Genomic DNA, 19,627 nt, shown 5'->3' with positions numbered 1-19,627 from the left:
TCGTTGTTCTCGTAGATAGTGACAGACTTGTACGAACCGACTAGCTTGGCTAGCCGGATCATAAACTCATCAAGGTTTAAGCGTTTCGCATCAGTGAATACGATTTGACGGGCTTGAAGTAATTCGGATCTTTTCTGCTCCGTCGTCTTTTGATTCGTCGCTTTCATTGTGGTGTTCAGAATCCTTGCATTGGCAATCTTCACAATCGCACTCTGTAAGTTTCACGCTGCTCAAATCCACACCTGCCATCTTTGCAAGAGCAATAGCTGTTACCTTTGGAAGAAGTTGAGGCATAAGCTCTTTGATCACCTCGTTCAAAGCACAACCGATGTGATCAGCGAGATTATTGTTAACCGTAGGAAACTGTTCGTGTTTAATGCCTAGACCTACTCTTTCATCATCCTGAATCTCTGGATTAATGGTTAAGGCGATTTTAAAACCGTCCCTTTGCACAAACTCTTCAAGAAAGTTCATTAGTTCTGGTCGTGTTTTGCTGTTTAGCACTTTTTGGTCGGTCATTTGTTCATACCTATTTGTTGAATTAGCCACAAAGGGCTTAGAAGAAAGCCGCTCGTCATAAGCAGCGTTCCAATCAAAAAAAATTATGGTCGATGTCTTACTTGTTAACTTTCGATTCATAGAATCATAGAACGACAACACCGAAATCATAAAAAGAGCGTGACCAACAGAGAAGATCACGAATCCAAACAAAACAACAATCAAGCCTATTTTCCCCTGTGTTTTGTCTGGTAATACCTTGCGTCACTTTGTGTTGCGCCATTGTGCCATAGCAATAATTTCTTTTGTTGGCGCTAGCTGGTGGCGGCCAAATGGGATTTTGTTTTGTCGCATTATCTCGATGACTTTAGGAACTAAGTGGATACTTAGCCCTACTACTCGGTAATGCTCAATCTGTGGAATTGCTCGGCCTAGCTCGAACGCTAGGTACTCAACTGCATCTTGCTCTGAGCAATGTCTATGGATAGAAAGGAGACGAATAGCTGCGTTAAATCCTATTGCCGCGATTTCATCTCTCGGTGAAATTTTGGTTTTGGTCATGTCAGTCATACCTTGCAATATTCATTGAACAAAAATAATTGTATCCGTTCGATGATTATGCAAACAAACCTAAATATTGGAATTTATGTTTTCAAAAATGTTGCGTTGCTTCGCGTCCTCTCGCACCAACTCTTCAAAGCTCCATATTCCGGTAAGCTCTCCAATCTGATCGAGCGCTTCTAGTGGCAATTTAGACCACGCATATTCCACCAGCTCTAAATCTGTACCAACCTTGTTGAAGAATAATTGCTTGCGACTACCTAGCGGATCGTGTCGTACTGGTTCGCCTTCTGGTATTGGGTTGCCGCCAGTTGCGCCTCGATGGTGAACGGGACAAAGGCCATAACCAAAAAAGTGAGCTAGTGGCTTAACCGCACCTTTCTCACTCGAATGATGAAACTCAACATATTCCAACGGTTCAGGCCAATCATTCGGGTGACCAAGCTTATCGCAAGCTATACAGCCACAACGTTGAATCACGGCCTGTCCATAGATCTGTTCTGCCTTTGTCGGTTTGCGACCTTTCATTGCTCTTCTCCTGTTTTCTAGGCACAAAAAAAGCGCTGCATTCACTGAATGCAACGCTCTAACTCAAAAGCGATACTCTAAAGCGTCACTGTTAACGCCTCGGCTTGTTCTTTTAGATCTTCAATCATGGCTCTTGGATAGGAACCAAGCTCCTGAATGTTGATAGGCAGTAACGCATCTGCGTCAACTCCTAAGTGATCGGCTATAGCGGCCATTATTTTCTTAGTTGAGTAAGGCTTCATTCTCTGGCTCAAAGCAACTTGCTGATAGCCAGCTTGCGCAAACACGCCTTTTTTGTAGTAGTGATAAGTGATCAGGTAGTAGGTTAATACTTGGTTCGGATTACTCATCTAATGCGTTCCCCTAAATAACTGCTAATGTCTCTTGGTATTTTTTGAATAGTTCTAACACTCGCCCTTTGGCCGCAAATCGCCCTAACTGTCCACCAGCAAACCATAATCCGGTATCTGATAGTGAGAGAAGTTGAATTTCTTTCTTGAGCGCGGCTTTAAAGTCCTCAATGAGCACCATCTTAGTGAGAACGGGGAACGTCCCACTATTCACTGTGATTGGTCTAGTTGGAACGTCATAAGCTTCCACTAGCTCTTTAGCCTTTTGATTGGATAGCCCGTAGTGAATACCCAAACCGGAAACAATCGCATATCCAGCCGGAATAAAATTGCGCTCTAACTCGTCAATTCGTCGATGAGCGTCGTTGGCCGTTTCAATGGCCTGTTTGGTCTGCTTCTCCTGTTCAACTAGAGCCTTTGCTTGCTCAAGTAACCATTCCGCGCTTGTTCGCGGCTGTTCGGTCAATGAATAGGAGCCATGCTTTCGAATATTTGGTAACACTTCGTGAGTGATCCAACGCTGAAACGGCTTACCCTTTGGCGCTTGGCTGGAAAGAATCAAGTCATACATACCAGCCTCGTTTATTACCGTAAGCCGTTGATTTAACTCTAACGTCGAGCAGCTCGACGTTGGAAATTCGGCCATTAATTGCTTTAGCGGCTTCTTATCTTGTTCTGAAACATACCGATTAACCGCATCACGAGCGTTCACAAGGCCAAGCATTGCGCCGACCTCGTTCCCGATAAACCAAGGATCGTTATCCATATCAATGATGACGGTCAGATCCCCAAAAATAGGTTTGTTGAATTTGGTTATGTTCATCAACGTAATTCCTTAAAACATGGTTCTTTTGGTCATACCCTGCTTACACACGAACACGCACTATTGGCTTAACTTCAGTCATGCAATGAATATCAATAGAGTCGCCTTGCGGCGGCTCATAACACACGACTTTGAAATCATTCGGATCTACTGGCTTTTTAGGTCTAATGAATTGGCTATATCTCTTCCCGTTAAGCTTGAAATCGTACTGATAAGGCAAGTCTCGTAATTTCATGCCTACCTCACCAATTTGAGTGATTTCAATCTCGCAACGATTACGCCAGCTAGAAAGTAAATCATCACCGTAAATTCGATGCCGAACTTAGCCAGCATGTAGATCGCTAGTGCGCCGTGTATCGCTACTAGAACGGTTTCACTAAAACGCATAACTCACCTAGAAACGAAAACGATGCTTGATTTGTTGAATGTTGTGGAACACTGGCAAGTGAAGCTTCTTTGCGTAAGCAACTTCAGCGAATGCGCCAACGCTAGTTTTCCAGTTCGGCAAGCAATAAATCGCGTCAACTTCACGAATCATTGCCATTGCTATGTCCATGTACCCTTGTTCGCTTAATCCTTCTGGCAACATCAGTGTGTGAACGGGAACGTGACCGATGCACTGAATCTTTAGGGCTGCGCGTTTAAATTGCGCTTCGCTATCAGGCACATCAGTAACGCCACCAGCGATATAAATCTTCATCCCTTAATGCTCTCCATTTCGCGTCTAAGGGCGTTGATTTTTAGCTCAATACGCTCAATTTCTTCGGTACTGGATTCTTTAGTGATTTGATGTTGCAGCTCCGAAATCTCGCGTGGGATCTCTCCTACCCGCCATAGATAAAAATCAAGCTTTTCGATTTTCTTATGTCGGATAGCTTCTAGCTGGTCTTTGTCTACGAGCTGGTAGATCTGCGCTAGCATGATTTCAACGTCAGCAATTTCTTCCATCACTTCAGTGATCGAGCCTTTGCCTTGTCGAAAGTGGTGGTACAGGGCAACGGCCAATTCATTTAGCTCTGAAATGGCTTGTTCAACTTGGCGTCTGCGCCCCATTGTTAACAATACTTGGCAAGCTTTTTGGCCTGGTAATTTGGTCATTGATTGTTACCTTGTGTTTTGTTTCGAAAACAAATATATGATCTAAATTTACGCTTGTAAATTTAACAGGCCGAAAATTTAGATTCTTCTTTTGCGCGGTGAAGAGCCTCTAAAGCAACATCAAACGCTTCAATTTCCATTCGCCCGTATGAGTTACACGTATTGCCGATCATGCTAGCCATGCCAGCTAGTGTTTTTAAGTCCTGTTCTAAGTTCTCACTCAATACTTTGAAGTCTCTTTGCTTCGCTAGCTTGTGAAGGCGAGATACGCTCAAGAATGCGTTGCTGGTGGCTTCTAGGTAATTCACTAGCGCTTTAGCAAACTCCTGATCCATTGCTGGCACATCGTTGTTGATTGCGATTTCTTCAAAGCCGTACTCGTGCATTTTGGCGATCAAAATCTTCATTTGCTGCTTGATATCGTTCATCGTTTCATGGCCCTTAGTTGGTCAATTCGATCAGAAAACTCGTGTCGTTCTCCTGAACGTCGATACTCTTCTCGAACCTTGTCACTTACCGAAACTCGACTGTGTACTGGTAGCGCTTTTAGCTCATCCTCTGCAAGCCTCAAGCGGCCAGCTCGTTCTTTAGCGTCTGCATCCCGTAGATACTTGATGAAAAGTTCTAACTCTCCACCAGCTCTAGCTCGTTTCAAATCCCAATCACAATTTTGTGCTACCCATTTCTCGGCTCTCCCCATTGGCGCACGATTCAAAAATCGGTCATAGGCTTCGCGGTATTCCGCTTCGGTTCGCTGGTTAATCTGAGTCATCAACTCACCAAGCGATGGAGGGAAGCGGTTACCGTTGGATAGTCGGTCAAAGCAGATCGCTAGTATCCGGTTAAGTTGCAAATCATTCAGGGTCGAAAGGAAGTTTCCCCATGCCGTAGTAATCACTGCGCCATTCATCGTGACCCATGTCTTGCCGTACATTTCCGTTAGCGTGTCCCATAGGGCTGTTAGCTTGGGATTCAATCCATTGGCGCTGTTGTTGTACTCGTGCAAATTTGATGGCTGGCGATTGGTTTGGGTAAATCCGCAACCATTCAGGGAAGATTGACTGATCGGCATTCTCGCCATAACCGATTCCATTGATTTCAAATTTCTGTCCATTGTCGATACCTCTTAGATTCGTGTCGTTAAGCAATTCATCTGTCCAGCGTTCGTACTTGATGTAACGTTCTGGATGTAAGCGATCAAAACCTTGTTGCTGCGCTGCATTGCGTCGCTTTACGTCTTCAGCGAGCATTCGTGCAAACTCGTAAGGCTCGGCCTTTAGGCGCTTGATAGCTCGCTTAAACTCATTGAATGCTTGAATCTTCCCAACCTTTCTCATTCCGGCAGTCCAGAAAATTGCAAACGCATCAGAAAGCAATTGGTCTGAATCGTCAGATTCGGACGAAGTATTTAGATCAGTATTTAGTTTAAGATCAGTATTTAGTAGTGTCGTATTAGCCGGATCTGGCTTTTCCGTAATACGGCTTTCACGGATTAGGCTTTTTGGATAGTCACTCACTTCATACCAGGTTGAACCGTCAGCCTCTTTGTGGCGAAGGCAAAAGCCACGCTCAATAAGCTCTTTTAGTATTACGTAAACACCATCACGCCCCGTTTTCTTCATGGTTCCGGTGGTTACTTTCTCTAAGTGGGACACTTTAACTTCCCAATCATCAGGTTTTGACAACAAGTAACTAAGCAATCCCATAGCTTGAAAACTCAAACAATGGTCTGCATAAACCTCGTTGCAAATCATGGTGAAGTTGCGACTTGCACGTTTACGCTTGATCGTTGCGTTCTTATTTGGTTGTGCCATATAATTACCTCGTCACAGCACTAACATTTGGTGCAAACTTAAAGACCGCCGCCTCACACGGCGGTTTTTTTTACTTAAAATTCACTATTTGTTCGAATGTCTTTGTAGATAGAACTTGCGCGTTCAGCCTGTTCTTCTTCGTTGTATTCGTCTTTAGGTTCAGTCAAACCACACTTTTCAACTAACGCTTGTCTGAGTGATTCAAGTTTCTCGACTGGCACTCCCAATGCGTTGCTGAGTTCATCGACATCTTTCCACCAGTTGAAACTTGTCGCGCTCAAAACGCAGTAAGCTCCTAACTCTTCAAGCGTCAAACCACGCTTAAAAATCATCGTTGGAACGACAGCCATGTTGTTTAGAACGAAAAAGCGATTTTCAGGAATGTTCATGGTTACCTCTCAATGTGCTTTGGTTGAGCGTGGCGACACTGAGCTATTAGCGCCACAAGTGGGTGGCTGATAGGAAATAGCTCCCACGCTCACCAAAACACACTTTTAGGTTATCTACCGTTGAGTGTCGTCAACATTCGATGACCGCAATCATTGATCGTAAACAACAGGATTGTCAAATAAAAAAATTTCGACCAATAATCGACCAAAAAAAAGAATTGGTTTATACTTGGTGTGTGAATTTCACATACATATACAAGCGTAATATTTAAACATCAAACAGGGGGCATTATGTCTATGTCTGTGCTTGCTCGGAACATCGAGCAGAGGAAACGGGATTTAAACATAACCAAAAGCATCGACTTGGCAAAGAGATCTGGTGTAAGTCGAGCGGTGTTAACCAACATCAAATTGAATCCAGAAAAAAGTATCATGCTTGATTCGGCTATCAGGCTAGCAGATGCCCTTGATTGCCGTCTTGAGTGGTTAGCTACTGGTGAAGGTTCGCCAACGGCTGACGAATACAAAGAACTTTCTCGCATTGAACTAGGTGCACCCCTAGTATCGTTAAACTCGTTCGTTGACGTTGACCCAGATGAGTTTTTAAAAACAGGCATTGCAGAACACACTCAAAGATTCCCTTGCCCTAGTGGAAACTCAAAGAGTCAATTCGTTGTAAAAGTAAATGACCAAATCAAAAACTATCCTGCTGGTGGCTATTTGTACTTTGACATTGATAAATCACCAGTGTCTGGTCAATTGGTTGTAGCAAACACTGGTAACAACGTGGAGATCATGGAATACCAATCCGCACACGGTAGGCAGTTTTTGAAATCCATGAATGAAGAGTTACCTCTTGAATTGCGTCTTGTAGAAATCACTGGTCAGAAATTAATTGGCACTTTCGCTGCGTATGCGATATTCTAATTTGTGATGATAGATATCACTCACAATCAGCTTTTAAAAGGACTTCCCTCGCTATGCGAGGGTTTTTTTTGTCTAAAATTCCAAATCAATCAAAAACGAAAACAATAATTTCATTCTTCATTGTTCTCGATCACTTCCAATCTTTTCATCGTTAAGTTAATCTTTGCATCGTTCGGAAACAAAAAGCAAAAATAAAACCGCCCATTTCTGAGCGGCTTTATTCACAAGGTATGACCAGACCATTTAATGGTATGACCGTGTTGAAGCGGCGACCAAACCGCTACAACGCAGTCATAGTATCACAAAAGATAAGTGAGTAAACATGACTATTGACGAAGCAAAAATGACTGGCGAAGGAACTGCCAAAAAAGACCCTCAAATGGAACGTGTGACTAACTTCCCTGAGTTTATTGAGCGTGTAGAAGCTGGCTCGATTGCTAACGTTCTTGGTTTAGCCACATCCAACGTGGCGCTAGCCGTCTCTAACTCCGGTAAAGCTGGCGAGATCATCTTAAAGCTAAAACTTTCACCAGCATCTAAAACCGACCCGTCGATTATGAATGTAACCACGGCGATCACAGTTAAAGAACCGAAAGTAAATTACGGCTCGAAAGTCGAAGATTTCAAATATGAAACCGTGGCGTTTGCTGGCTTCGGTGGAAAGTTGAGTTATGACCGCCCTGCCGTTGGCGTCCACAACCAGCTAGAACTTCCGGCTGGTATTAACAAACTAAGCGTTGGCAAATACTAAGGAGTAAAGAGAAATGTCATTTACTAAGGAATCAATTCAAGAACTTGTAAATAAGGGTAGCGTTCCTGAGTTTATTAAAGCTATTGAAGCTAAAAACACGCTTTCCCAACTGATTCTAGTGCCTGACAACTGTTCCCTAAAAGATTTGGAACAGTACCAAGAACACCGCAATAACTTGCGTGGCGAGTTTAATACAATCTCGATCACTGAGTTTGCGAAGTATGCAAAAGACCACCAGCTAGAAGGCTCAAAGACTTTTATTGATGCTGATTCAATGAAAGCTAAAACAATCTTTGACGTTGGTACTAACGACAAAGCTGGTCATCAACTTCACAAGGCTTCAGTATCACTAAAACGCACTGCACCATTTAAAGCGCTGCTAAACATCGACGGCGAACGCATGGAACAACGCGATATGGCTGAGTTCTTGGAAGATTGGAAAGACTGCATTTCTGCGTTTGATTCAAACGGCGAACAAATTGAAATGTTCAAGGCGATTGCGGCTGTTCGTGAACTTGATTTTGAACACACTCGCGGCTCAAACCGACAAGTTAGTGATTTCTCTCAATCACAAAGCGAATACGAACGTATTGCGACTAAAACTCGTGAAGATCTTGTGCTACCTGCGGCATTTGTATTCACTTGCGAACCATACTCTGGTTTAGGTGATTTCCGCTTTGATTTGCGCCTATCAATAATTCGAAATGAACTTTTAATCCTACGCATTAAACGCATGGAAGAGATTCAAGAGAAAATGGCTGAGAAGTTCCTTGAAGTCGTTAAAGAAGAGTTCGCAAACCAATCGGTAGCAATGCCGACTTACATCGGTACTTACTAATGAGTAATGGTTCCCTCGTGAGTGAGGGAACCAAATCAGATAAGTTGTATTCACAAGGTAGACCAATGACCAACCAAACCCAACCTGTAGACGTTGCTGTTAATCACCTTCTGAACATGGTTCAAAACCAACTTGGTAACGTCCTTTCTCTTGTTGAAACCCAAGCACAATTAGTTTCTGAATCTCTAAACTACGAAACCGATCAGTACAACGAACTAATTGATCGAATTGAAAAGGCCGAGTCTGAACGCGACACGCTTGAACTGAAAGTTATTGAGCTGACCAAAGAGAACGAAGCAATTGAACTAGACCACCTAGACAAGCTCAACAAACTACGCAGCGAATTTAACTTACTAAAAGCAAGAACGGCTGATCTTCCTGCACTAAGAGAAGAAGTTAAGCGTTACCGTGAAATGAATCCAGACGCCTTAAAGCAACGCCTAGCTAAATCACGCGCAACTGCTGACGAGCGCTTAAACACAATCAACCGTTTAAAGAAAGAATCAAGCGACTACCGCAAAGAAAATATTCGTTTGAGAAAGGAAGTAACCCAACTAAGTGAAGCGGCTTTAGAAGCAACGCACCTATGCGAAGAGTACAAAGCTCGATTGCATTTCATTGATGGTGACGTAGAAAAACCATACGTTGGCAAAGACGGTTTAGAGCTATTTATATATCGCTATGGCTACCCTCTGGCATTTAAGCCATTAGTTAAAAACATTAATGTCATTCGCGACTTAAATTTTCATATTGAATTGCGTTCAAATTGGGCGGTTTGTTGTATCGTGAGCGTGTCTGATTGGCTGATCCCCCTTATCCCTACAGTACACGAGTTTGAAGGCCGTATTCCTTCAGAGCTGTATGTGGATCTTCAAGAGATATATACAAACGCTGCTGAAGTTAACCACCAGCATCTAATTGATCGAGTGGAACACTTCAAAGAAGTCACACTTGAATCTGTTTACGACGGTGTAATCACCGAACGAGAATTAAAGCTTCTGAACGATGCAAATTACTTCTCCGTTTACAGCGTAATGCACCCAACTGATGAGCAACTAGCAAAATCAGTTAAGGGCGTTAGCGAAACAAGTGCGTCAAAAATCCGAGCAGCAATTGACGAAAAGATCGTTCAACCTTGGGAACGCGAGAACTGGACGAAAGAACAAGTAAACGAGGTTCGTCGCAAGTGAAATACGATGTGATTTATGCCGATCCGCCTTGGCAATTCAGCTCAAAAAGAACTGGCGGTTCAATGAAAAGCGGCGCTTCACAAAAGTATCCAACAATGACGATAGACGACTTAAAGAAAATGCCAGTTGGTGAACTGGCATCTGATAACTGTTATCTGATCATGTGGTACGTGAACGCCATGCCTAAAGAGGCCTGTGATCTTGCTGAAGCGTGGGGATTTACCGTTAAAAACATAAATGGATTGGTTTGGGGAAAAGAGACTGTTAACGGCTTACCTTTCTTTGGTCTTGGTTACCACACAAGAGCTGGAACAGAATCGGCACTAATCGCGGTTAAAGGTAAACCAAAACCAGCAAGTCGCTCCGTTCGCTCGTTCTTTACGGCACCCGTTGGCGAACATAGTGCCAAGCCACAAGAAGGCCGCGACAAAGTAGAAAAAATCGCAGGACGGTTCGCTAGAAAGCTTGAGCTTTTCCATCGAGGCGAACCAAGAAATGGTTGGGATGTATTCGGCAACCAATCGGCACCAAGTTTAATTATAGATGAGGTTGGATTCAGAAAACCATACTTAGCGGAAATTCAGCTTCAATATGAGGAATTAGAAAAGTGGAAGAAAAACTAATTAGTATTGAACAATTGCTTGTTAGATATCGCCCTTTTGCAATGCGCGATGGTGAAAACTTCACAAAACGTGGCCTATACAACTGGCGTAAAACAAAGGGATTTCCTGAACCTGTAATCTCTTCACCGAGACTCATTTGGAAAACGGAAGATGTCTTAAGGTGGGAGAAAAATCAAGGTTACGACTTTTTATAACATCTTCTAACTTGCTGTTATATAAGGAGAGCGACAAAGCTATAGCGAATGATATTGTATTGTACTTAATTTGGATTAAGCTTTTACAGCATTCACCCAGATTCCGCCCTCTTTGTGGGCTAACAATGTACCAATAAGGTCTCGAAGCTCAATTCTATTTGTACAAAATGGAGCGCAGGAGGATGCTGATATTTTTGCACCTTTTAATCCACGCATGAAAACAGTTTCCATGCGTAAAGTACTATTACTTTCGTTTATATATTTTATATTGAATGTAGGCATATTTTTCTTAGTCTTAGTTATAATTTATTTTAATACTTTAATTTAAATGGAGATATTTTATGTTCTTTGAGTAATAAATAAATTGTATGGGTTTAGAGGATATGAGAGTAGTAGAGGTGTGAATACACCTCTACAAATAATTTTATGCAACAACTACATTTGCAGCTTGCAAACCTTTCTGGCCTTGCTCTACTTTAAAGTTAACCTTTTGGCCCTCGGCTAGAGTTTTAAAGCCTTCTGAAACAATAGAGTTAAAGTGAACGAATACATCAGCACTACCATCATCTGGTGTCAAAAATCCGAAACCTTTACTATCGTTAAACCATTTTACAGAACCAGTTTTATTATTAGACATATGTTGTCCCTTATTTTAAATATAATTTACGCGTAACTTGCGAGAGAAGCACTGAAATCTTGAATTATTTAATGTTTATAATGAAGCTAGAGAGGGAAACTCTGAGGATAACAATGAAGGAATTCTGAGGGCTTAACTTAAAAACTTTATTTTTCATTTAATAACTCTGAACTACAACAGAGCAAATTCAGTATCACTAGTTCCGTGGTAAATGTAAAGCTTTATTTTTCACCATAGAGAAAAATAAACATAAAATTACAAAAAACCATTAAGCATCAATCACTTTATGCAACTAGCACTCGCAATCTTACATTCATAGGTTCTAGGTTCAGTGCTAACACCCGTATTTTTACGTGTAGAATCTGTAGACTAATACGCTCAAAAGAGCTCTAAATTAATTACTCTCTTTATAGTTAACTACAGCGTCGTGATAGACTCTCATAGCGTCTAACTGTTGACTTAAATACTGACCTTTGTTGTAGGTTTTCATTTCACCAGCCATTTCATGTCCTAGCATCTTCTCAGCGATATAAGGCTCAATTTTCAAATCACCAAAGTGTGTGGCTAAGGTGTGTCTAAATACGTGTGGCGACCAGCTTGGCAACGCTAACGCCGCTTGCAGCGGTCTAAAACGACTTTGAAAGCCTTGCACTCCTAACTCCCTACCCCTGTTCGAGATAATCAAGTTCTCAGAGCTTGGATGAAGGTTGTATAAAAACTCAAAGTAACCAATTAAGAAATCTGGAATTGGACGAACGATTAAACGCCCGTTCTTGCTGTTTTCTGGTGGCACTTTCCAAGTTCTACCTTTCAGGTCGATGTTAACTTTCTTGGCCGTTCTCAGTTCTCCGCTACGCGCTCCGGTAAACATGAGAATCAAACAAGCTGCCGCAAACTCAAGAGGATATTCACCAGAACGGCAATAGTCGTAAATTTGCTTGAGTTCTTTGAATGATAAAACCCTATCCCTTGGCTTTGACGGCGTACCAACAAAGCGGCTTTGAATGTTGATCAGTTTGTTCTCTTCAATAATGTCTACAGCCATTAGGTATTTGGCACACTGCTTTAATTCTGTCAGCAAGCGAACTGGAACAGTTTTACCTTCAATAGTCTTAATCACGTTGATCCAATCAACGGTTTTCATCTGCTCCCATTCATTAGAGCCAATCTTGCTAATTATGTGTGTATATAGCGCGTTGATAATTAGCTTTGGATATTTGCGTCTTGGGATCAATTCTTCATTAATCCAAAACTCAATACACTCTTGAACGGTTGAGATTTTCTTTTTGGCTTTGTTGTTTCGCGGATCTAAACCTTGCTCAAGCATCTTTTTAGCTTCTCGGTGAATATCCCTAGCTTCTTTTAAAGAAACTTGAGGATAAGTGCCGATTGTTAAGATTGCTTGTTTCCCCTGCCAGCGGAAGCGATAGAAAAAGCTAATTTTTCCGCTCTTATAGAAGCGCGCAAGTAGGCCGCCGCCGTCGGCTAAATCTTGGTGTGGTTTGTCTGTTGGAAAGTTATTTTTGGACTTTAAAGCCCGTTCGGTGATGGTCATAGTCTACCCTGTCATATACACAATATATACACACATTACGTTTCTTCAGGCATTTTTCCCATGTCACACGAGGAAACACCATGAAGCTCGCAAGCCCCGTATTTATTGGCTTTACATGATAAACGATGTAGATTTTGGAAGCTATTAGAAAGCCGATGAAACTAAAACATATTCCCTTTGTACAATTCTGTTTTCATCTTGATTCTCAGGCTTTAAAAAGACACGCAATACTAAGGAATTCACTGCCAACAGACAAGTGCTACTCAATACAAGCGTAGCAAAAGGCCGTTTGTTCTCAGCGAAAATAATTAAACCTTTGTCCTGATCGTCGTATTTCTGTCATGCGCCAAACATTTGATTACACAGCACTCACATCACAATTACATATCCCCAACATGAGTGGGGTCACAATCATTCATTTCGTTGTTCGCAGTGCGCATTTGTGCACATTAAGATTGTGCAGTTCGTTCCAATTACACTTATAAATTTATGCGCTCAACTATCACTTTTAAGCTCTTGCTCGCGTTAATTGCCGTCTTCAGCTGTGTTCTGGCTGCCTCTACGGCTTATCAATACCATCAACAAAAAACCTTAATCAATGATGTTCTCAGTGAACAGCTTCATGATAAGGCCAGTAATTACTTCGATAGCCTAAACATGATGATGCTAACAGGCACCATGTCGCAAAAAGAAACTTTGCGAAAAAAAGCACTCGCTCAAGAAGGGATTGAAGAAGTTCGCGTGTTGCGGGCCGATACCGTAACCAAGCTTTACGGACCAGGACAAGCAAACCAACAACCGGTCGATGATATTGACCAACGAGCTTTAAATGGCGAACTGGTCATTGAGCCAATTTCAGCCAATTGGGGGAACGGACTGGTTGTCGCGCTACCAATGAAATCAAGCGAAAATTATCGTGGCACCAACTGCGTTTCTTGCCATGTAGCACCAGAAGGCGAAGTATTGGGCGCGATTCGTTTGGAATACAACATGAACCACGTCAATTCAATGATCAATAAACAGGCAATGTTTGCGATGGGAATAATGGCCGTTATCGCGTTTGTTGGTTTTATTATAACGATGAGTTTGATTCGTAAGATCATTGTTCGCCCAATACAAAAAACGTCGCAATTCATGGCGAATGTGAGCCATAGTAAAGATCTATCTCAACGACTTGTTCATCACCAAAAAGATGAGGTAGGCCAACTTTCTACCGCGATTAATTCGTTTATGGATACGGTATCCGAGAGTTTAGAGCGTGTACAAGACACCTCCCACTCTCTTGCCAATTCAGCCACTCAGTTAACGGATGTTGCACAATCAACAGACAAAGCGGCCAATAATCAACAATTGGAAACCAGTGACGTACAAAGCAACATCACCGACATGTTGCAACAACAAACCGCCGTTGAAGACTCGACCAATAACGCCACAGCTCTAGTCAACCATACCGTTGATGTTGCCACTCACAGCGCAAGCCAAGCACACAGCGTGAGCGAAGACATCAAACACTTGGTGAGCAATATTGACGGCGTACGGGAAAAAATCAGTTCGTTAAACCAAAGAACCGAAGAAGTATCATCCATTCTTGGGGTCATTAAAGGCATTGCAGAACAAACCAACCTGCTCGCGTTGAATGCTGCAATTGAAGCCGCCCGAGCCGGAGAGCAAGGACGCGGTTTTGCCGTCGTCGCGGAGGAAGTGCGTAACCTAGCTTCTCGGACCGCCGAAGCCACAGGCAACATTGAGCATATCATTTCTCAATTCCAGCAAGGGAGTGAAGAGTCCTTAGCCTCTGTGGATACTGTCTGCCAGTTTGCTCACCAACGTTCAGTCGATGTCGAGACACTTTCAGTCACGATGCATAACGTTGTCGATGAAATGCATCAAGTTCTGAAACATGCGGAAAACATTCAAAGCCAGACGCAAACCACATCCGACGTCAGTCAGCGTATTCAATCCAAAATTGATGTGATCACACTGCATGCTGACGACACATCGCAATCAGCATCGCACACGCGTGATATTAGTGTTGATTTAGAGCATCTATCCGAACGTTTAGAGCAATTACTTAACCAATTCACACTTTCAAAGCATCAAAGAGTGAATAAATAGAGAGATTCTCCCCATCAAAATGAATATAAAGGTTGATGCGAGCGAATTGACAGGTAATATGTCTCGTTGAATCTGTAAAATGCTACCCAACTCAGCACTTAGCTTGTTTTTTGAACAAAAATGTTATTAGACAAGTACTTTAATAAGTGTTGGGTTGAATTTTTACCTCAATGGAGAATATTGAAAACATGACTTACGCGCCTGTATCAGACGTATTGAAAGGTCAGCTAGCAGTAGACAGCGAAGTGACTGTTCGTGGCTGGATCCGTTCACGTCGTGATTCCAAAGCTGGAATCTCTTTCCTTGCCATATATGACGGCTCTTGTTTCGACCCGATTCAGGCCGTGGTCCCAAATAATCTTAATAATTACGAAGACGAAGTACTAAAGCTAACGACTGGCTGCTCTGTTGAAGTAACTGGTAAGATTGTTGAATCTCCTGCAAAGGGCCAAGACTTCGAACTTGCTGCCACTGGCGTTAAAGTGGTTGGTTGGGTTGAAGACGCAGAAACTTACCCGATGGCAAAAACTCGTCACTCTATTGAGTACCTACGTGAAGTAGCGCACCTACGTCCGCGCACAAACGTAATCGGTGCGGTAGCACGTGTACGTAACTGCCTATCTCAAGCAATCCACCGCTTCTACCACGAGCAAGGTTACTTCTGGGTATCTGCGCCACTAATTACGGCTTCAGATGCAGAAGGTGCAGGTGAAATGTTCCGCGTTTCTACGCTAGACATGGAAAACCTTCCTCGTACAGATGCTGGTAAAGTAGACTACAACGAAGACTTCTTCGGAAAAGAAACTTTCCTTACAGTATCTGGTCAGCTAAACGCGGAAGCTTACGCTTGTGCACTAAGTAAGGTTTACACTTTCGGCCCTACTTTCCGTGCTGAAAACTCAAACACAAGCCGCCACCTAGCAGAGTTCTGGATGGTTGAGCCTGAAGTTGCGTTTGCAGAACTGGACGACGTTGCGAAACTGGCTGAAGACATGCTTAAGTACGTATTCAAAGCAGTACTTGAAGAGCGTCGCGATGACCTTGAGTTCTTTGCTCAGCGCATCGACAAAGAAGCCGTTAGCCGTCTAGAGAACTTTGTTTCTTCTGACTTCGCACAAGTTGACTACACTGACGCGATCCAAATCCTGCTAGATTCTGGCCGTGAGTTCGAATTCCCAGTTGAGTGGGGTATCGATATGTCATCTGAGCACGAGCGTTTCCTAGCGGAAGAGCACTTCAAAGCGCCGGTAATCGTTAAGAACTACCCGAAAGACATCAAAGCATTCTACATGCGTATGAACGATGATGGTAAGACGGTAGCGGCAATGGACGTTCTAGCACCTGGCATCGGTGAAATCATCGGTGGTTCTCAGCGTGAAGAGCGTCTAGACGTACTGGATGCACGTATGCGCGAAATGGGTATCGACCCTGAGCACATGAGCTGGTATCGCGACTTGCGTCGTTACGGCACAGTGCCACACGCAGGCTTTGGTCTAGGCTTTGAGCGTCTAGTATCTTACGTAACAGGCATGGGCAACGTTCGTGACGTGATCCCATTCCCACGTACGCCTCGCTCTGCGAACTTCTAATCACTTTTTAGTGAGACAGAATTAGAAAAGACCTCCCTAGTGGAGGTCTTTTATTTTGTGCTCAACCGTCAATACCATCTGCTAAGTAACTCAAGCTTGAGTTAGTCTTCTTCCTTATCTCTGTCCGCTTTTTCAGCGTACTTTACGCCCACAATACATAAGCCAAACATTACGAAAGGGATCACGGCCGCGGTGTACTCTGTCCATGCCATATGAGAGAAAGACTTCGCCAAAATGAGATGCGCAAATACCAGTAAAAACGCACTAAAAATAGCAACGGCGATTAACCTTAACTCATGTTTAACCAACTGCTTTTTCATCTTAAATCCTGCTTAATCGTCCAAGGTCTGTCAACCTGAATAATGATTGAAGCATAATTTTCAAAAATGGCGCTGATACAGTTGGAGCAAAAAAACACTAAGCAGTTTAATGAGTTTCAATTCTGAGTAATTCGCGAAGCAAATCACCTAACCTTTTGATAGCACGTTCCAAACTCGTTTCTAAAGGAAGCGATGTATTCAGTCTTAAATAGTTTTCGTATTGATCACTTATCGAAAAGAGTTTGCCATAAGCGACGGTAACCTGCTCAGACAATAGTGCCTGATATACCGCTTTACTTGATATTCCATCTGGCAATTTCAGCCAAAGAAAGTAACCACCATCAGGACGTAGATAGGTAACCTCTTTAGGTAGGTGCTTTACAAGTAAATCCACGAAGTCAGCTTGACGTTGTTGCAGTGTCTTACGCAGCTTTCTCAGGTGGTTGTCGTAACTGTCGTTTTGTAAGTAATGTGCAACCCCCTGCTGAATAGGGGCACTCCCAGATAATGTCGATATTAACTGGAGCTTTTGAATAGTCTCGTTAAAACGCTTATTCACCACCCAACCCAAGCGGTATCCAGGGCATAAACTCTTAGAAAAAGAACCACAATGAAGGACACGCTCTTGCTCATCAAAGCTCTTTAATGAGTTCGGCCTTTTGTCAGAAAAATACAGCTCAGAGTACACATCGTCTTCGATGAGATACACATCATATCGATTGGCTAACTCAACAATGTATCGTTTGTGTTCATCAGACAAAGAAGCCCCGGTTGGATTATGAAAGTTCGTCATTAACCAACAAGCCCGAACATCTTCATTGGCAAAAGCTGCTTCGATTTGTTCAAGCGAATGCCCACTCTCATCATCGACACTGATTTCAATAGCCTTGAGACCTAACCGTTCTACCGCTTGAAGTGCGCCATAAAACGTTGGGGATTCGACAACGACGGTATCACCTGGTCGGGTGACCGCTTGCAAACTCAAGTTTAATGCTTCTAGCGCACCGGAAGTAATAACCACATCATCATGGGTTAGTGATATCCCATGATGAATATACCTCTGAGCGACGAGTCGCCTTAACGACTCAGCACCAGGAGGTAGGTTGTCTAGCAACTTATCCGGCCCCATTTTTCGTCCCGAGCTGGCCAAATTACGGTTAAGCGACTCTAAAGGAAACAAACACGGATCCGGAAACGCCGAGCCTAAATGAACAACATCCGATGTTGCTTGGTGCTTCAAAAACGAATACAACTCATCATTCAACTTGGTACATGGTGTATTGTTGCTTTTAATTCCATTCGTATTAGTGAGACGTTCAAGATCGGCAGTCACATAGTAACCAGATTGAGGCTTTGCTATCACCCAGCCTTGCGCCTCTAGCAATTGATAGGCTTGTAATACCGTACCTGCACTTACGGAATGATTGCGGCTGGTGACGCGTATTGAAGGCAGCTTCTCCCCTGCTCTCCAAGTATCTTGCTGAATTTGTGCCTTAAACAATTCGGCCAATTGACGGTATCGATTCATGTATCCCTCATTTCACTTGCAGCTGCACCATAGCATACTTCGCGCCAGCATTCTGATATGGCAGTCGTCAATTTAGCAACGTAATTTATCAAGCTTGTTAATAGCAATTTCGACGACGAAGTGAGAATTTATGTTCCATACTTTTACTGATACGTCCGAGTGGTCTTAAATCTTTGCCTTGTCCGAAAAGCAAGGCATTCCACGGAGCTGAGAGTGTTAAATCCACTTAGACATCTATCTTTTAAGCCGGGAGGAAGCGATGAAAGTATTTACAATGGACGATCTCTCTTATCGCGGGAAACATAAAGGTGTACATAGCTGGGACCATCCTGGCGGCACAACCCCTTATTACTGGCATCCTGATTGGTTGCATATCGCTGAAGATGCTTTGGGTGAACACAAAAAGGCTGACCTTGAAGTCCCTGACGGAGAAGCAGCGACAGAAGAGCATGCAAAAGCGGCGATTCTCAAACACTTGAATGACGAGTAGTTTAGGCTCTATCACCGTTCAAGAATAGCGTTAGGCAGGCGAATCCATCGTCGTATGCTTTAAACGCAGATAAAGCCAAAACCTGCCAAATAGTAAATTCTTCTGAATGAGAAGTACGCATCGTCTGTAGCTATCGAATGACAAAATAAGTCGATAGTTATCACATTAATTTTCATTACATCTGTTACATTTAGATAGTAATGGTGATGCACACCTCAACTCATGGATTATGAGAGAAAACAATAATGGCGAAATACAACGAAGAAGACATTAAATACAAAGGTGAATCCAACGGCGTACATTCTTGGAGTTCTCCTTCCGGCCAACCTTATTACTGGCACCCAGATTGGCTACACGTAGCGGAAGATGCGACGGGCACACACCCGAAACAAAAGCTTGAAGTCGAAAAAGCGGAAGTCCCAACAGAGAAGCACGCATTAAAAGCAATCTTAAAGCATATGAACGACTGGGCGACTGAGAAGCTTTCTTCTAACCCAGACATCGAAACCAATGCGGTTGAGTCTGAAATCGACCTGAAGAAATAACATCAGCCGACATCTATACTTCTTACAAGCAAACGCTCCACCTTTAGTGGGGCGTTTTTGTCTCAACTAGTAACCGCCACTCAACGTAAATCACTAACGCAAAGCACTGAAGTCAAACGATTGGTACGTGAACAAAACTTCATCAACCATTGTATAAATCCCCTTCAAACTCTGTGCCTACCAAACGTTTTCATGGCAAAAACTTTAGTTATGTTAGAATTCTGTTTCAAATCGCAACTTTTTTAGGTTTTCTTTTCAGTAACG

27 protein-coding genes are annotated in these 19,627 nt (G+C 42.9%); 10 read left to right on the top strand and 17 right to left on the bottom strand.

Annotated elements, in window-relative coordinates:
- Nucleotides 1–90: 90 nt before the first annotated feature.
- From L3V32_RS09855 to L3V32_RS09795, 13 genes are all read right to left on the bottom strand, one after another.
- A complete protein-coding gene (locus L3V32_RS09855; protein WP_237284192.1) occupies nucleotides 91–723 on the bottom strand; it encodes a hypothetical protein in 633 nt (210 codons plus the stop codon).
- 39 nt (nucleotides 724–762) lie between these two features.
- Entirely contained in the window at nucleotides 763–1,059 is a 297-nt protein-coding gene (locus L3V32_RS09850; protein WP_237284191.1) for a hypothetical protein, read from the bottom strand.
- 69 nt (nucleotides 1,060–1,128) lie between these two features.
- A complete protein-coding gene (locus L3V32_RS09845) occupies nucleotides 1,129–1,587 on the bottom strand; it encodes a Ref family recombination enhancement nuclease (protein WP_020840922.1) in 459 nt (152 codons plus the stop codon).
- A 77-nt stretch (nucleotides 1,588–1,664) separates the two neighbouring features.
- Nucleotides 1,665–1,937, bottom strand: a complete 273-nt coding sequence (locus L3V32_RS09840; protein WP_237284190.1) for a hypothetical protein — start codon at nucleotides 1,935–1,937, stop codon at nucleotides 1,665–1,667.
- A gap of 13 nt (nucleotides 1,938–1,950) precedes the next feature.
- A complete protein-coding gene (locus L3V32_RS09835; protein WP_020840924.1) occupies nucleotides 1,951–2,760 on the bottom strand; it encodes a BRO family protein in 810 nt (269 codons plus the stop codon).
- Nucleotides 2,761–2,803: 43 nt separating this feature from the next.
- A complete protein-coding gene (locus L3V32_RS09830; protein WP_020840925.1) occupies nucleotides 2,804–2,995 on the bottom strand; it encodes a hypothetical protein in 192 nt (63 codons plus the stop codon).
- A gap of 2 nt (nucleotides 2,996–2,997) precedes the next feature.
- A complete protein-coding gene (locus L3V32_RS09825; RefSeq protein ID WP_021454738.1) occupies nucleotides 2,998–3,147 on the bottom strand; it encodes a hypothetical protein in 150 nt (49 codons plus the stop codon).
- Between the two features lie 7 nt (nucleotides 3,148–3,154).
- Entirely contained in the window at nucleotides 3,155–3,460 is a 306-nt protein-coding gene (locus L3V32_RS09820) for a DUF4406 domain-containing protein (protein ID WP_020840927.1), read from the bottom strand.
- Nucleotides 3,457–3,858, bottom strand: coding sequence for a hypothetical protein (locus L3V32_RS09815; protein ID WP_043854130.1), 402 nt, complete (start codon nucleotides 3,856–3,858; stop codon nucleotides 3,457–3,459). Before L3V32_RS09815 ends, L3V32_RS09820 begins: the two co-directional genes overlap by 4 nt.
- A gap of 62 nt (nucleotides 3,859–3,920) precedes the next feature.
- A complete protein-coding gene (locus L3V32_RS09810) occupies nucleotides 3,921–4,286 on the bottom strand; it encodes a hypothetical protein (RefSeq protein ID WP_021454725.1) in 366 nt (121 codons plus the stop codon).
- Entirely contained in the window at nucleotides 4,283–4,630 is a 348-nt protein-coding gene (locus tag L3V32_RS09805) for a hypothetical protein (RefSeq protein WP_021454726.1), read from the bottom strand. Before L3V32_RS09805 ends, L3V32_RS09810 begins: the two co-directional genes overlap by 4 nt.
- An 82-nt stretch (nucleotides 4,631–4,712) precedes the next feature.
- A complete protein-coding gene (locus tag L3V32_RS09800) occupies nucleotides 4,713–5,672 on the bottom strand; it encodes a hypothetical protein (protein ID WP_031856842.1) in 960 nt (319 codons plus the stop codon).
- A 74-nt stretch (nucleotides 5,673–5,746) separates the two neighbouring features.
- Nucleotides 5,747–6,061 (bottom strand): hypothetical protein, encoded by a 315-nt coding sequence (locus L3V32_RS09795; protein ID WP_020840932.1) that lies wholly within the window; start codon nucleotides 6,059–6,061, stop codon nucleotides 5,747–5,749.
- Nucleotides 6,062–6,352: 291 nt separating this feature from the next.
- On the opposite strand from L3V32_RS09795, the gene L3V32_RS09790 reads away from it, so the two are divergent.
- From L3V32_RS09790 to L3V32_RS09765, 6 genes are all read left to right on the top strand, one after another.
- On the top strand, nucleotides 6,353–6,988 hold the full coding sequence (locus tag L3V32_RS09790; RefSeq protein ID WP_033908283.1) for a helix-turn-helix domain-containing protein: 636 nt from the start codon (nucleotides 6,353–6,355) through the stop codon (nucleotides 6,986–6,988).
- A 322-nt stretch (nucleotides 6,989–7,310) separates the two neighbouring features.
- Nucleotides 7,311–7,739, top strand: coding sequence for a hypothetical protein (locus L3V32_RS09785; protein WP_226420879.1), 429 nt, complete (start codon nucleotides 7,311–7,313; stop codon nucleotides 7,737–7,739).
- A gap of 13 nt (nucleotides 7,740–7,752) precedes the next feature.
- Nucleotides 7,753–8,577 carry a DUF2303 family protein gene (locus L3V32_RS09780; RefSeq protein ID WP_083146436.1) on the top strand — a complete coding sequence of 275 codons (825 nt, stop codon included), beginning with the start codon at nucleotides 7,753–7,755 and terminating at the stop codon, nucleotides 8,575–8,577.
- A gap of 65 nt (nucleotides 8,578–8,642) precedes the next feature.
- Nucleotides 8,643–9,767: a hypothetical protein gene (locus L3V32_RS09775; protein ID WP_029809449.1), complete on the top strand. Its 1,125-nt coding sequence runs from the start codon at nucleotides 8,643–8,645 to the stop codon at nucleotides 9,765–9,767.
- Nucleotides 9,764–10,390 (top strand): MT-A70 family methyltransferase, encoded by a 627-nt coding sequence (locus L3V32_RS09770; RefSeq protein WP_050550019.1) that lies wholly within the window; start codon nucleotides 9,764–9,766, stop codon nucleotides 10,388–10,390. Before L3V32_RS09775 ends, L3V32_RS09770 begins: the two co-directional genes overlap by 4 nt.
- A complete protein-coding gene (locus L3V32_RS09765) occupies nucleotides 10,375–10,584 on the top strand; it encodes a hypothetical protein (protein ID WP_025630572.1) in 210 nt (69 codons plus the stop codon). Before L3V32_RS09770 ends, L3V32_RS09765 begins: the two co-directional genes overlap by 16 nt.
- 424 nt (nucleotides 10,585–11,008) lie before the next feature.
- On the opposite strand, the gene L3V32_RS09760 is transcribed toward L3V32_RS09765, so the two are convergent.
- Together L3V32_RS09760 and L3V32_RS09755 are read right to left on the bottom strand one after the other, a co-directional pair.
- Nucleotides 11,009–11,221, bottom strand: a complete 213-nt coding sequence (locus tag L3V32_RS09760; protein ID WP_021822123.1) for a cold-shock protein — start codon at nucleotides 11,219–11,221, stop codon at nucleotides 11,009–11,011.
- A gap of 394 nt (nucleotides 11,222–11,615) precedes the next feature.
- Complete coding sequence (locus tag L3V32_RS09755; RefSeq protein WP_033908285.1) at nucleotides 11,616–12,776, bottom strand: site-specific integrase; 1,161 nt, start codon at nucleotides 12,774–12,776, stop codon at nucleotides 11,616–11,618.
- 489 nt (nucleotides 12,777–13,265) lie between these two features.
- Here L3V32_RS09755 and L3V32_RS09750 point away from each other — a divergent pair, with 489 nt between their 5' ends.
- Both L3V32_RS09750 and asnS read left to right on the top strand, forming a co-directional pair.
- Nucleotides 13,266–14,891, top strand: coding sequence for a methyl-accepting chemotaxis protein (locus L3V32_RS09750; RefSeq protein WP_237284189.1), 1,626 nt, complete (start codon nucleotides 13,266–13,268; stop codon nucleotides 14,889–14,891).
- Between the two features lie 188 nt (nucleotides 14,892–15,079).
- Nucleotides 15,080–16,480 (top strand): asparagine--tRNA ligase, encoded by a 1,401-nt coding sequence (gene asnS, locus L3V32_RS09745; protein WP_046876186.1) that lies wholly within the window; start codon nucleotides 15,080–15,082, stop codon nucleotides 16,478–16,480.
- A 101-nt stretch (nucleotides 16,481–16,581) separates the two neighbouring features.
- Here the strand turns inward: asnS and L3V32_RS09740 are convergent, their stop codons facing one another.
- Entirely contained in the window at nucleotides 16,582–16,800 is a 219-nt protein-coding gene (locus L3V32_RS09740; RefSeq protein WP_012841649.1) for a hypothetical protein, read from the bottom strand.
- Nucleotides 16,801–16,906: 106 nt separating this feature from the next.
- A complete protein-coding gene (locus L3V32_RS09735; protein WP_047009964.1) occupies nucleotides 16,907–18,328 on the bottom strand; it encodes a PLP-dependent aminotransferase family protein in 1,422 nt (473 codons plus the stop codon).
- A 259-nt stretch (nucleotides 18,329–18,587) separates the two neighbouring features.
- On the opposite strand from L3V32_RS09735, the gene L3V32_RS09730 reads away from it, so the two are divergent.
- Nucleotides 18,588–18,818 (top strand): hypothetical protein, encoded by a 231-nt coding sequence (locus L3V32_RS09730; RefSeq protein ID WP_005396877.1) that lies wholly within the window; start codon nucleotides 18,588–18,590, stop codon nucleotides 18,816–18,818.
- A 245-nt stretch (nucleotides 18,819–19,063) separates the two neighbouring features.
- Nucleotides 19,064–19,363 (top strand): hypothetical protein, encoded by a 300-nt coding sequence (locus tag L3V32_RS09725; RefSeq protein ID WP_005396873.1) that lies wholly within the window; start codon nucleotides 19,064–19,066, stop codon nucleotides 19,361–19,363.
- Nucleotides 19,364–19,627 lie beyond the last annotated feature (264 nt).

The organism is Vibrio sp. J2-4 (genome assembly GCF_021728155.1).
In the GTDB taxonomy this organism is placed as follows: Bacteria; Pseudomonadota; Gammaproteobacteria; order Enterobacterales; family Vibrionaceae; genus Vibrio; species Vibrio diabolicus.
The sequence above is the reverse complement of the archived record's forward strand: the minus strand, read 5'-3'. Positions and strand labels throughout refer to the sequence as shown.